Consider the following 12,499-nt stretch of genomic DNA (forward strand, 5'->3'; position numbering starts at 1 on the left):
GACAAAGTACAATCGTAAGTCTTAATAAAGTAAAAAAATACGAAGTTTAAGAATTTGATTCTTAACCCCAATTAAAAAAGAAAAATGGCAAAACGTACAGATATAAAAACAATTTTAGTAATCGGTTCAGGACCTATCATCATCGGTCAGGCAGCTGAATTTGATTACGCAGGAACGCAGGCTTGTCTGTCTCTGAAAGAAGAAGGCTACAAGGTAATTTTGATCAACTCAAACCCTGCAACGATCATGACGGATGTGGAAATCGCGGATAAAGTATATATCGAGCCGATTTCATTACAGTTTGTAAGCCACATCATCAGAAAAGAACGTCCGGATGCATTATTACCAACATTGGGAGGACAGACAGGTCTTAACATGGCGGTAGAACTGGAGAAATCAGGAATTCTTGAAGAATGCAAAGTGGAAGTACTGGGAACTAAGCTTTCTGCGATCAACAGAGCAGAAGACAGAGACCTTTTCCGTGAGCTGATGAGAGAACTGAACGAGCCGGTACCGGAATCTGATATTGTAAATACGGTAGAAGGAGCCCTTGCTTTCGCAGATGAAATCGGGTATCCTGTAATTGTTCGTCCTGCCTTCACAATGGGAGGAACCGGAGGTGGTATCGCTTCCACAGAAGCTGAATTGAAAGAGATTGCTGAACTGGGATTAAAGCACAGCCCGGTTACACAGTGTCTTATTGAAAAATCAATTGCAGGTTTCAAAGAAATTGAATACGAAGTAATGCGTGATGCAAACGACAACGCCATTGTGGTTTGTAACATGGAAAATATAGACCCGGTAGGAGTTCACACAGGAGACTCTATCGTAGTAGCACCTTCTCAGACGCTTTCAGACAGAGAGTATCAGTTACTGAGAAACGCTTCACTGAAAATCATCAGAGCCTTAGGAATTGAAGGAGGATGTAACGTACAATTAGCTTTAGATCCACACTCATTCAACTATTATATCATCGAGGTAAACCCTAGGGTTTCCCGTTCATCGGCATTGGCAAGTAAGGCAACAGGATATCCGATTGCAAAGATTGCTGCAAAGATCGCTGTAGGATTAACGCTGGATGAAATCATGAACCCGGTAACCGGAAAAACGTATGCATGTTTCGAGCCTGCTCTTGACTATGTGGTAACAAAATTCCCAAGATTCCCATTCGATAAATTCGAAACGGCAGACAGAAGACTTTCCACTCAGATGAAAGCAACCGGTGAGGTAATGGCGATCGGAAGAAATCTTGAAGAGTCTTTACAGAAAGCCATCCGTTCATTAGAAACAGGAATCAGACATTTAGGATTAAAGACAAAACAGGCTCAGGCACTTACTGCAGAGGAAATCGAAAGAAGAATCAGAGTGTGTGATGATGAGAGATTATTCATCATCGGAGATGCTTTAAGAAGAGGGTATGACTGGGAGCAGATCGTAGAATGGAGTAAGATCGATAAATTCTTTATCTGGAAACTGAAAAAGCTGGTTGATTTCGAAAAAGTAATCGCTGCCAACAAATTTGATAAGGAAACATTAATCGAAGCTAAAAGATTAGGTTTTGCAGATGTCAATATCGCAGTTCTTTGGGATGTGACAGAACGTGAAGTATTCAATTTCAGAAAAGAAAACGGGGTAATGCCGGTTTACAAAATGGTAGATACCTGTGCTGCTGAGTTTGAAAGTGAAACACCATACTTCTACGGAACTTACGAAGAAGAAAATGAAAGTGTAGTGTCTGATAAAGAAAAGATCATCGTTTTAGGTTCGGGACCAATCAGAATCGGGCAGGGAGTTGAGTTTGACTATGCGACCGTTCACTCAGTTTGGGCAATCAAAGAAATGGGCTACGAAGCAATTATCATCAACAACAACCCTGAAACAGTTTCTACAGACTTCTCTATTTCTGATAAACTATACTTCGAGCCACTTACGGAAGAAGATGTAATGAACATCATCGAGCTTGAAAAACCTAAAGGAGTAGTGGTACAGTTCGGAGGACAGACTGCCATCAACCTTGCAGATAAGCTAGCTGCTCACGGAGTACAGATCCTGGGAACTTCCCTGGAAGATCTTGACAGGGCTGAAAACAGAGATAAATTTGAAAAAGCACTTCAGGAGCTTGGAATTCCTCAGCCAAAAGGAAGAACTTCAACTTCGAAAGAAGAAGCCATAAAAATTGCCAACGAAATCGGTTACCCGGTATTGGTACGTCCAAGCTACGTTCTTGGAGGTAGAGCGATGGAAATTGTATATGCAGAATCAGAACTGGCTCATTACATGGAGCATGCTGTAGATGCAAGCCCTGAGCACCCTGTACTGGTAGATAAGTATATGGTAGGAAAGGAAATCGAAGTAGATGCCATCTGCGACGGTGAAACAGTAGTGATTCCAGGAATTATGGAGCACATTGAAAGAGCAGGGGTTCACTCCGGAGACTCTATCGCAGTATATCCGCCACAAAACATCTCTCAGAGTGAAGTCGATACCTTGGTAGACTACACGAAGAGACTGGCAAAAGGACTGAACGTTATCGGATTGATGAATATCCAGTACGTTCTTTTCGAGGGAAATGTATATGTAATCGAAGTAAACCCTCGTTCTTCGAGAACAGTTCCTTTCTTATCTAAAATTACAGACGTTCCGATGGCTAACCTTGCAACAAAGGCAATCTTAGGACAAAAGCTGAAAGATTTAGGATACGAAAACGGATTAGTTCCAAACAAAGAAGGAGTTTTTGTAAAAGTGCCGGTATTCTCTTTCTCTAAACTAACGAAAGTTGATATCTCTTTAGGCCCTGAAATGAAGTCTACAGGAGAAGTTATGGGGAAAGATACGACCCTTGAAAAAGCATTATATAAAGGATTGGTAGCAGCAGGAAGAAAAGTTCCTATGCACGGTTCAATCCTGTTCACAGTAGCAGATAAGCACAAGGAAGAAGCAGCAGCGCTTGCAGCGAGATTCCATGAAGTAGGGTTCAGAATCTGGGCTACGGAAGGAACTGCAAAATTCTTCGAAGAAAAAGGTATCCCTTGCAAGATCGGATACAAAATAGGAGAAGAAGATGTAAACCTTATCGACCTGATCCAGAAAGGGAAAGTTCAGTATGTTGTAAATACCACTACAAAAGGTAAACAGGCAGAAAGAGACGGATTCCAGATCAGAAGAATGAGTGTGGAAAATGGTGTTCCTTGTTTAACTTCAATGGATACGGTAGAAGCCATCTTAAAAGTAATCGAAAGCATGAGCTTCAAAATGGAGACGATGTAATTTTCGAAAAAATAATGATATACACCCTGCAAGTTTTCTTGCGGGGTGTTTTTTTGGAATATCATTTAAACTGCTAAACCTAACAGGTTTTAGAAGCCTGTTAGGTTTGAATCTAATTATGAAATAATTTTCAACATTTTTCAATTGAAATCTGGAAAAAAACGGCCATGGTTAATAATTAATCGTTTTTTATCAGATCACTTTTAAAAATACATTATGTTTACCGAATTATTTATAAATTAGAGCGTTAAAATTCAGGCCGTTATTACTATTTGAAAAACTAATAAAATTCACCAAACCAAAATACAGCCATGGCAGAATATTACGCAAAATCACACAACTCTTTATCCTTTGAAATCACCAAAGAAAGCCAGATTATAGGCAGGCTTATTTATGAAAGCTGGTTTAAGTTTAATGCTGAGATTGAAATTGCCAACCGTTATTATCTGATTGAACCCAAAGGTTTCTGGGGAACCACCATTGAACTTAAAGACAATGAAAAAGTACTCCTTAAGTTTCGGATGAACTGGAATGGTGAAATTGTAATACAGACGTATTTTGACAGCATAAAAGAAGGCTTTCTTTTTAAGCACCGGGGAATTTTCAAAGAATCATTCGTTCTTGCCGATCAGCAGGGAAATGAACTTTTCGTGATGAAACCGCATCTGAAGTGGAGTTCCATGAACTATGAATATCAGATTACCACCACAGAAAAATTCGAAATGTATCCGGCTAAAGAAATATTACTGATCAATGCATTGCATTGTGCCAATTATTACATGTCGATGATTGCTCCGGCAGTTGTATAATTGATGAACACTATGAAAATACATGTAGTGGTCTGCTGTTAATCTGCTCCTGATAATGTATTTTCATAATGTACGGTAAGTTCAAAACCGCATTTTATAATTCTGTTTTATCCCTTAATGCCTGTTATCACAGTTGATCCAAAAATCTTTCTCGTTTTTATCTAAAAAACTAATGGAAGGACAGCCAAAAGACTGTGCAATGAATCCGAAAATAACCGGAGGTTTTCCTTTAAAAAGGTAGCCTGTATATTGGAATATGTTAGCTTCATCGGTATCTATTCCATAAAGAGGAAGGAATTCCCCGCCATCACTTTCTGCAAGGCTGAATGTTTTTTCTGCAATCTTTTCCTGGTGGTCATTAATGACTGCAAGTCTGCGTTCCACCGTATTTCCTTCTTCAAGATAATCCTGCAGATAATAGGTCATGTTTTCATACTTTGCCTGGTAGGTATTTCCCTGAGTAAGTTTTGAATGGCTAAAGTATTTTTTGGAAACATCAGTACCTGTTTTTTGCCATTTTACAGCCTTCATTTTATTCGCTACGAAAGGATTTTTATTTCCAAAATAAGCGATGGCGTTAACGTACCGGTCATACTCTGTTGTTTTTTGGTGCGTTGCTACCTGAAATCCCATCATATAAGCATCCGGATCCAAATCTTCACTATCTGAATAAGGACTTAAATAAGCCACCGCCTTTAATCGGCTTACCGGTATTCTCTGAAGTTTATTAGACCAATACTCATAAATATAAAGGGAATCATTTTCGGTAAGCTGAATTCCGTTGAGCAGTTTTTTTCTGCTGGGAGCATCCAGATCAAAATGCTGGAGTTCTTCATAAGTCATCTGCTTATGGTTTTTTATAATATTTTCAGGAACAGGCTGAACCCCTTTATAAATATCCGAAACCGAAATAAAAATATCTATATCAGAATCTTTTTCAGCTGATGAAAAGACAGATAGATTAAAAATATTGAAATCCGAGTAATCTATTTTCTCCTCTGCTTTTGTCGTTTTTATAGAGTCATTCTTGATTTTTGTTTCTGTGGCAGCTGTTTTTTTCTCTTCTTTCTTGCAGCTTACAACAGCCAATGATAAAAGCAAAAGAGCAGCAGCCGTTTTGGGTTTCATAATTTTTTTTAGCATTAAAGTGTTTATCATTTTCTAATTCATTTTGTAATAAGGTTCTGAGAAATATTTGCTGGGTTTGATGTAAGCCGTTTTCCTGTCGGCATCAAATATCCATATAAATCTGCGGAGCATATCAGCACCGAGATAGCTTACATTTTGTGTTTTCAGCTCTCCTGCAAAGAATCCTACAGATACATCTTTGAATACACTGTTTCCCAATTTAAAATAGGGGAGAACAGCCTGTTTGGTAGTTAAAGTTTTTCCTTCAGAATTTTTCAGTGTTTTTTCTCCCGTTACTTTCAGTTTTTTCTCCAGATGCTTTTCTTCAGCAAATTCATTACTGTACAGAATGGCTCCGGAGAATCCGGATTGCAGTACAAAATAAGCTTCCTGTTGTTGATCGCCTTCAATAATATTATCCGCTGCCAGATAAAATCCATCATGATCTAAGATAATACTGATGGGCTGATAACCGTTCACATCAGGTATTGTATCATACATCACAAACTGATTGTTGTCATAATCAATTTTAAAAGCTTTACCCTCAAAAATTCCGGTTCCTATTTTTCCGTCAGCTTCATGCCCTGCTAACTGATTATTAAAAAAGCGTACATTCTTTTGTGTGATTTTTCCGATCTCAACCGTATTATGGTCACTGAGTTCTTCCTTGTTGAAAATGATATGATCGGCTTTCCGCTTTCGTTCAGGAGAGATTGCATAATCTTTCATAGCAATCTGGAACATCAGATCCAGCGAATCCTTTTGGTTGACAAGGGTTTTCACAATGATATTATTATGCTTTGTAATCCTGAAGGGAATGGTCTGCTGAGCTTTCATGGTACAGAATCCTGCAGAAAGCAGTGTGAAAAGGACTGTTCTTTTGAGCATTATCGTGATTAGTGTTTTAGAACTTTAAAATTACCCATTATCTTTGGAAAAGCAAATAAATAAAATGAAATGGTTGAAAAACTGCTTCAAAGCGGAATCCATTGGGAGAAGAAAAATTCAGACGGAATAAGTTCCTGAAGATTTTGAACGGTTAAAAAGAATTTTAATGCACAAAAAAGAAAGAAAAATCTCTTAAAAAGCTTAATTTTAAGCTAATGGAAATTATATCGCAAAAAAACATACCAACCCCGCTGGGAGAAATGATTGCCTGTGCTGTAGATCAGGGAATCTGCCTGCTTGAATTTACAGACCGAAAGAATATTGAAAAACAGCTGAAAGCCTTGTCAAAGGCTTTGAAAGCAGATGTCATAGAAAAAGACCATCCTCATTTTGCACAGCTGGAAGAAGAGCTGAAAGAATATTTTGAAGGAAAAAGAAGTCATTTTGAAGTTCCGTTGTTTACCACGGGAACAGCATTTCAGGAAAAAGTATGGCAGCTTCTGCGTGAAATTCCAATGGGAGAAATAAGAACCTACAAACAGCAGTCGGAGATACTGGGAAATCCCAAGGCAATACGTGCCGTAGGAACAGCGAACGGAATCAATAAAATTGCCATTTTAATTCCATGCCATCGTGTGATAGGTTCCAATGGAGAGCTGGTAGGATATGCCGGAGGAATCTGGAGAAAACAAAAATTACTGGAACTGGAAAAAGCTATTTTATTTTAACACCTGAGCTTCACTTTAAAGTTATTAAAAAAGAGGTGTTCATTTTTCGGTTGTATAACACTCTGTAATCTCTCTACTTTTGAATAAAAAAAATATGATCAGTTTTAAACAGTTACATCATGGTGAAGAGCCATTACTTTTGGGTAATGTATGGAATGTAGAAAGTGCCAGAGTATACGAAAAACTAGGGTATAAGGCAGTGGCAACCTCAAGCTCGGCAGTTGCACTGAGTTTAGGATATGAGGACGGAGAGCAGATGTCTTTCGAAGAATATTTTTATATCATCAAAAGAATTAAAGCTTCAGTTTCAATTCCTCTTTCTGTAGATCAGGAATCAGGATATGGCAGTGAAAATGATACCGTCGTATCCAATATTCTGAAACTTTTAGAAATAGGAGTATCCGGAATCAATATTGAAGATACTTATGTGATTGAAGGAGAGAGAAAACTAACAGACAAGGATACCTTCTACGAAAGATTGAAAGAAATTTTCATCAAATTAGGAGAAAACAGAGACAAGATATTTATCAATGTACGGACAGATCCTTTTTTACTGAATATGGAGAATGCGCTGGAGGAAACCCTGGAGAGGATTAAACTCTTTGAAGAACTCAAAGCTGATGGCGTTTTCATTCCCGGAGTGACTTCCGAAAACGATATCAGAACAATTACGGCGTCTACTGATCTTCCTGTAAATGTGATGAGCCTTCCTGATTTACCGGATTTTGACACGCTTAAAAAATTAGGTGTTAACAGAATTACTTCAGGCGCTTTTATGTACAGACACATTTATAAAGAGCTGGAAAAAACGGGTCAGAAGATTACAAATGAGAAAAGCTTTTCAACCCTTTTTGTTTAAGTATGGAACTCACAGGAAAAATAATGTATGAGGCATCTTTTACCAAGGATGTTTCATTTGAAGGAATATTCTGGATGGGTGTAAAAACCACAGGAATATTCTGCAGACCAACCTGTACGGCCAGGAAACCCAAATTTGAAAATGTAGAGTTTTTCTCCAGTACCAAAGATGCGATGCTGAAAGGTTACCGTCCGTGTAAAGTATGCAGGCCTTTGGAAAACCTCAATGTAACCCCACAATATATTAAAGAACTGCTTAAAGAAATTGCGGATGATCCTGCCTTGAAGCTCAAAGATTATGATCTTGTAAAAAGAGGACTTGAACCGGCGACGGTCCGCAGATGGTTTCTGAAACACCATGGAATAACATTTCATGCCTTTCAGAGAATGTCTAAACTTAATACCGCATTTAAAAAACTTCAGCAGGGAGAGTCGGTTACAGAGGTTGCATTTGACACAGGATATGAAAGTCTCAGTGGTTTTAACGACAGTTTTAAAAATATTTTTGGAGTATCTCCTAAAAATAATACCATGGAGAAAATTATTGATCTGAAGAGAATTGAAACCATGCTGGGAACCATGATCGCCTGTGCTGATGAAAATGGAATCTGCCTTCTGGAATTTTCTGACAGGAAAGCACTTCCTACCGAACTGAAAAGCATTGCAGCTCATTGTAAAGCCAATATTATTCAAGGTGAAAACGCTCATTTTGAAACCCTGGAAAAGCAGCTTTCCGAATATTTCGAAGGGAGAAGAACAGAATTTACAGTTCCCCTTTCTCCGGTAGGAACAGCTTTTCAGAAAGAAGTCTGGAATATTTTACAACAAATTCCCTATGGTGCTACCAGAAGCTACCAGGAACAGGCTGATATTCTCGGCAATCCTAAATCCGTAAGAGCTGTGGCAAATGCTAATGGATTGAATAAAATATCCATTCTGATACCTTGCCACCGGGTGATCGGTAGCAATGGACAGTTAACAGGATATGGAGGAGGAATATGGAGAAAACAAAAATTACTGGAACTGGAAAAAGCTATTTTATTTTAAGAATTTTTTCCCCCTTTATGATAAAAATGGAGGTCAAATTCATCGGTGAAAAAGAATTCGAGTTAAAAATATGTTAATAGAAAAATATCGGTAGAACAAAATTTAACGAAGTTTGGGAAAGTTATTTCGTTTTGATTTTTGTAATTTTAAACAAAAATTTACACGTGAAAAAGTTAATAATAGCAGTTTGCATTTCAGTTTCAGCATTCAGTTTTGCTCAGGATTATTCTGTACCGGCAGTAAGTCCGCGTCAGAAGGTAGAGCAGCAGTTTTCAATGTCTAAAATTACCATTGATTATGGAAGACCGGGAGTGAAAGGACGTAAGATTTTCGGAGAATTGGTTCCTTATGGCCAGGTTTGGAGAGCAGGAGCGAACTCATCTACGAAAATTACTTTTGGACAATCGGTTAGTTTCGGAGGGAAAATAGTTCCTGCCGGGACTTACGGATTATTTATCGTTCCTACAGAAAAAGAATGGAAAGTGATCCTGAATAAAGACTTCCAGCAGTGGGGTGCCTATACTTACGATCCAAAACAAGATGTTGTAGACGTTACGGTACCGGTTAACAAACTGGCAGATAAGCAGGAATGGTTTGAAATTACCCTGAATCCTACAGATGAAAACTCAGGGAATCTGGTGATCAAGTGGGATATGGCACAGGCAGAAGTTCCTTTGAAGCCTTCAAAATTAGATACAGTAATTAAGATTTCCGACAAGCTGAAAGAAATCAAAAAGATAGAATCAGATTCTGCTAAAAAAAGCTAAACAATGAATTTTTCTGTTCAGCCCGTTTTAGAGAATGAAAAATTTCAATTAATCCCCTTACAGCAAGGGGATTTTGAATCTTTATATGAAGTAGCTTCCGATCCTGAGGTTTGGGAACAGCATCCGAATAAGGACCGTTACAAAAAAGAGGTTTTTGAAAACTTTTTCAGGGGAGCTATAGAGAGTAAGGGAGCATTCAAAATTGTTGAGAAAGCGACCGGAGATGTATTGGGAAGCAGCCGTTATTATGATTTTGATGAAAAAGACAATCATATTTTCATAGGCTATACTTTCTATGGAACAAAGTCATGGGGAAAAGGCATTAATCCGCAGGTTAAGAAACTGATGCTGGATTATATCTTTCAGTTTGTAGATAAAGTTCATTTCCATGTCGGAAAAGAAAATTTCCGTTCTCAAAAGGCTATGGAAAGACTTGGCGGAAAGAAAATTGCTGAAGAGGAAGTGGCTTATTTTGCAGAACCCACAAGAACTAATTTTGTTTATGAAATCAAAAAAGAAGACTGGTTATGAAAAAATATAAAATTCAGCAATCTCCATTTATCGTTCCCACAACAGATGGAAAACTGATTGAAGAACACTGGGGGAATTCTACCGGAAATTCAAATGTTTCCATTGCTCATATGGTAGCACCTCCTGACTGGAGTGAGCCGCATCAGACTCCCGAGTTTGATGAATTTACCTATATCATTTCCGGGAAAAAGCAATTTGAGATCGATGGTGAGATTGTTACGCTGGAAAAAGGTCAGAGTATCCTTATTGAAAAAGGGGCAAGGATCCGCTACAGCAATCCATTTTCTGAACCTTGCGAATACCTTGCAATCTGTCTTCCCGCATTCTCTATGGAGCTGGTGCACAGGGAAGAGGAAGGCGTAGACTAAAAAAGCTATTAAAAAATATAAAGCAAATCTGCATATCAGCGGGTTTGCTTTTTTTTTCAATTTTCAAAGAATAATGTAACCTTATGTTATTGAGTGTTTTGAGGTCGGATTTTAGGATGCAGGTAATGAAAACATTGATCAATATTATGTTTTTTAGAATATTTGCTCCTATTGATAGTTCTGATTTTTGAATTATTTCGTAAGTTCGCGGACTTAAAAAAATGAACTAAGTAATCATGAAAAACAAATTATCAGTTGTGCTTTCACTGAGTATTGCACTTTCTACCACTTCATGTGCAACCATCTTTACAGGAACTCAGGATCCGATAGCTTTTTCTTCCAATCCCGAAGGAGCAAAAGTATTTCACAAAGGAATTGAAAAATGTACTACACCTTGTACAGCTAAGATCCCAAGATCTCTGAGTAAGCAGACGGTTACATTCGAAAAAGAAGGATTTGAGAAAAAAGAAGTAAAACTTACGAAAAATTTTAATGCTGTAACTTTATTGAATATTATTCTTGGAGGAGCAATAGGTGTCGGAATTGATGCTGCAACAGGATCACTGACCAAATATTCTCCCAAAAAATATGACGTTGAGCTGGAAGCTAAACCATAATAACTGATCCAGGTAAAAAAATAAAGGCAAATTCATTGATATATGAGTTTGCCTTTTTATGTTTATTTCAAAATTTCTTTCAGAAACATCAGAGTATGATTCCATGCTCTTTTAGCCATGGTTTCGTTATAATCCGGAGATTTCGGGTCTGTAAAAGTATGCTTTGAGTGTGCATAGGTGATGATTTGCCAGTCGGCGTTTCCTTCATTCATCTCTTTGATGAGGTTATTATAATCATCAGGGGTAACGCTTTTATCATCTGCAGGGTTTTCAACAAGAATTTTAGCCGTTAAAGCTTCATTTTTTCTGGTTTGATCCTTTGCCAGGCTTCCGTGGATAGAAACCACACCGGCAACAGGTAAGTGGCCTCTTGCAGATTCCAGGGCACCGGTACCTCCGAAACAATATCCGATCACAGCGATTTTGTCAGGAACGGCCCCGTTTTTCTTTAGCTGTTCTAATGCCAGAGATATTCTTTTCTGATATTCCTGATAATTCTGTTTGTAATATCCTGAGCTTTTTGCAGCGGATTCATTGTCTGCAGGAATTTTTCCTTCACCATAAATATCAGCGATAAAAGCAATATAACCTTGCTTTTCAAGTTCAAGAGCTGCCGTTTTAGCTTCTTCATCAATACCTTTCCAGGCTGGAAGGATCAGAACTCCCGGAAGCTTTTTTCCTGCGTTGGAGCTAATTAAGCCATTGAGTTTCTGGGAACCGTCCTGGTAGGAAACAGGTTTAAGTTTTTGACTGAAAAGGGTTCCTGAAGCCATAAGCATTGCGGTTAAAAAGATGGAACGTATCATACTTTGTAATTTATTTTAGCACAAATTTACACTAATGCTTTTCACAAATACAACACATATCAATTGTGTAATTCGTGTAGCAATTTGTGATATTAGTGTTTAAAGAAAACCTTATCGAAATTAATAAAAATAACTCAGAAAGAGTATTAATAGAATATTATTTAAATCTTTTCAGAAATTATCTGATATTGTAAGCCTTACTCGGGTCTGTAAAACTGGTATTGCTCATTTTCATAATAGGCATTGATGTGCTGTAAACCGTTTGTTAAAATAATTTCTTTTGCTCCGATAATTGAATTGTATCTGGCGGTTTGCTCAAATGTTTTTTCCGTTAATCTGATTTGGGGTGCTTTACATTCGATCAGAATTACAGGTTCTGTTTTTTCAGTGATAAGGAGGTCAATACGTTTGGTAAGACCATTCAGAATAATCTTTTTTTCCGTGATCAGGGCAGAAGTGGAATAAGATTTTACAGTAAGGTAATAATGAATCCAGTGCTGTCTGACCCATTCCTCAGGAGTGAGCAGAAGATAAGTTTTGCGGACCAAATCATAAATAAAAAACTTATCTTTGTCTTTCTTGAATTTAAAATCAAAAGTTTCCTGAAAATTCAGTTTTGGAAGTTCCATTAATAAGATGAAAGAATTAGATTTAATCCTCAAAAATATTAAAAATAAAGAAGTTT

General features: G+C 37.7%; 13 protein-coding genes. 9 read left to right on the plus strand and 4 right to left on the minus strand.

The genetic code is table 11. The features are described from left to right. Positions 1–84 precede the first annotated feature (84 nt). Both carB and ACE3RB_RS13910 read left to right on the plus strand, forming a co-directional pair. The gene (carB, locus tag ACE3RB_RS13905) at positions 85–3,267 is read left to right on the plus strand and encodes a carbamoyl-phosphate synthase large subunit (RefSeq protein WP_374464757.1); all 3,183 of its coding nucleotides are present in this window, start codon (positions 85–87) and stop codon (positions 3,265–3,267) included. A 311-nt stretch (positions 3,268–3,578) separates the two neighbouring features. Continuing rightward, positions 3,579–4,076 (plus strand): hypothetical protein, encoded by a 498-nt coding sequence (locus tag ACE3RB_RS13910; RefSeq protein ID WP_374464758.1) that lies wholly within the window; start codon positions 3,579–3,581, stop codon positions 4,074–4,076. A 114-nt stretch (positions 4,077–4,190) separates the two neighbouring features. Here ACE3RB_RS13910 and ACE3RB_RS13915 read toward each other — a convergent pair whose 3' ends face one another. Together ACE3RB_RS13915 and ACE3RB_RS13920 are read right to left on the minus strand one after the other, a co-directional pair. Continuing rightward, positions 4,191–5,204 carry a hypothetical protein gene (locus tag ACE3RB_RS13915; protein WP_374464759.1) on the minus strand — a complete coding sequence of 338 codons (1,014 nt, stop codon included), beginning with the start codon at positions 5,202–5,204 and terminating at the stop codon, positions 4,191–4,193. A gap of 33 nt (positions 5,205–5,237) precedes the next feature. Further along, entirely contained in the window at positions 5,238–6,092 is an 855-nt protein-coding gene (locus ACE3RB_RS13920) for a hypothetical protein (protein ID WP_374464760.1), read from the minus strand. 215 nt (positions 6,093–6,307) lie between these two features. Between ACE3RB_RS13920 and ACE3RB_RS13925 the strand changes: the two genes are divergently transcribed. The 7 genes from ACE3RB_RS13925 to ACE3RB_RS13955 all read left to right on the plus strand — a co-directional run bounded on the left by ACE3RB_RS13925 (position 6,308) and on the right by ACE3RB_RS13955 (position 11,008). Beyond that, the gene (locus ACE3RB_RS13925; protein ID WP_374464761.1) at positions 6,308–6,820 is read left to right on the plus strand and encodes a methylated-DNA--[protein]-cysteine S-methyltransferase; all 513 of its coding nucleotides are present in this window, start codon (positions 6,308–6,310) and stop codon (positions 6,818–6,820) included. Between the two features lie 94 nt (positions 6,821–6,914). Continuing rightward, the gene (locus ACE3RB_RS13930) at positions 6,915–7,679 is read left to right on the plus strand and encodes an isocitrate lyase/phosphoenolpyruvate mutase family protein (protein WP_374464762.1); all 765 of its coding nucleotides are present in this window, start codon (positions 6,915–6,917) and stop codon (positions 7,677–7,679) included. 2 nt (positions 7,680–7,681) lie between these two features. Next, on the plus strand, positions 7,682–8,725 hold the full coding sequence (locus ACE3RB_RS13935) for a bifunctional transcriptional activator/DNA repair enzyme AdaA (protein WP_374464763.1): 1,044 nt from the start codon (positions 7,682–7,684) through the stop codon (positions 8,723–8,725). A 164-nt stretch (positions 8,726–8,889) separates the two neighbouring features. Continuing rightward, entirely contained in the window at positions 8,890–9,492 is a 603-nt protein-coding gene (locus ACE3RB_RS13940) for a DUF2911 domain-containing protein (RefSeq protein ID WP_374464764.1), read from the plus strand. 3 nt (positions 9,493–9,495) lie between these two features. Next, positions 9,496–10,023, plus strand: coding sequence for a GNAT family N-acetyltransferase (locus ACE3RB_RS13945; protein ID WP_374464765.1), 528 nt, complete (start codon positions 9,496–9,498; stop codon positions 10,021–10,023). Further along, positions 10,020–10,391 (plus strand): cupin domain-containing protein, encoded by a 372-nt coding sequence (locus ACE3RB_RS13950; RefSeq protein ID WP_002980258.1) that lies wholly within the window; start codon positions 10,020–10,022, stop codon positions 10,389–10,391. Before ACE3RB_RS13945 ends, ACE3RB_RS13950 begins: the two co-directional genes overlap by 4 nt. Before the next feature lie 236 nt (positions 10,392–10,627). Beyond that, positions 10,628–11,008 (plus strand): PEGA domain-containing protein, encoded by a 381-nt coding sequence (locus ACE3RB_RS13955; protein WP_374464766.1) that lies wholly within the window; start codon positions 10,628–10,630, stop codon positions 11,006–11,008. A 62-nt stretch (positions 11,009–11,070) separates the two neighbouring features. Here the strand turns inward: ACE3RB_RS13955 and ACE3RB_RS13960 are convergent, their stop codons facing one another. Beyond that, positions 11,071–11,814 carry a dienelactone hydrolase family protein gene (locus tag ACE3RB_RS13960; protein WP_374464767.1) on the minus strand — a complete coding sequence of 248 codons (744 nt, stop codon included), beginning with the start codon at positions 11,812–11,814 and terminating at the stop codon, positions 11,071–11,073. 197 nt (positions 11,815–12,011) lie between these two features. After that, the gene (locus tag ACE3RB_RS13965) at positions 12,012–12,443 is read right to left on the minus strand and encodes a type I restriction enzyme HsdR N-terminal domain-containing protein (RefSeq protein WP_374464770.1); all 432 of its coding nucleotides are present in this window, start codon (positions 12,441–12,443) and stop codon (positions 12,012–12,014) included. Between the last annotated feature and the right edge of the window lie 56 nt (positions 12,444–12,499).

Source organism: Chryseobacterium sp., from assembly GCF_041914225.1.
Taxonomy (GTDB): domain Bacteria; phylum Bacteroidota; class Bacteroidia; order Flavobacteriales; family Weeksellaceae; genus Chryseobacterium.

Coding starts and splice junctions, on each gene's coding strand:
- carB (WP_374464757.1), top strand. CDS start 85: ATGGCAAAACGTACAGATATAAAAACAATTTTAGTAATCGGTTCAGGA.
- ACE3RB_RS13910 (WP_374464758.1), top strand. CDS start 3,579: ATGGCAGAATATTACGCAAAATCACACAACTCTTTATCCTTTGAAATC.
- ACE3RB_RS13915 (WP_374464759.1), bottom strand. CDS start 5,204: ATGAAACCCAAAACGGCTGCTGCTCTTTTGCTTTTATCATTGGCTGTT.
- ACE3RB_RS13920 (WP_374464760.1), bottom strand. CDS start 6,092: ATGCTCAAAAGAACAGTCCTTTTCACACTGCTTTCTGCAGGATTCTGT.
- ACE3RB_RS13925 (WP_374464761.1), top strand. CDS start 6,308: ATGGAAATTATATCGCAAAAAAACATACCAACCCCGCTGGGAGAAATG.
- ACE3RB_RS13930 (WP_374464762.1), top strand. CDS start 6,915: ATGATCAGTTTTAAACAGTTACATCATGGTGAAGAGCCATTACTTTTG.
- ACE3RB_RS13935 (WP_374464763.1), top strand. CDS start 7,682: ATGGAACTCACAGGAAAAATAATGTATGAGGCATCTTTTACCAAGGAT.
- ACE3RB_RS13945 (WP_374464765.1), top strand. CDS start 9,496: ATGAATTTTTCTGTTCAGCCCGTTTTAGAGAATGAAAAATTTCAATTA.
- ACE3RB_RS13950 (WP_002980258.1), top strand. CDS start 10,020: ATGAAAAAATATAAAATTCAGCAATCTCCATTTATCGTTCCCACAACA.
- ACE3RB_RS13955 (WP_374464766.1), top strand. CDS start 10,628: ATGAAAAACAAATTATCAGTTGTGCTTTCACTGAGTATTGCACTTTCT.
- ACE3RB_RS13960 (WP_374464767.1), bottom strand. CDS start 11,814: ATGATACGTTCCATCTTTTTAACCGCAATGCTTATGGCTTCAGGAACC.
- ACE3RB_RS13965 (WP_374464770.1), bottom strand. CDS start 12,443: ATGGAACTTCCAAAACTGAATTTTCAGGAAACTTTTGATTTTAAATTC.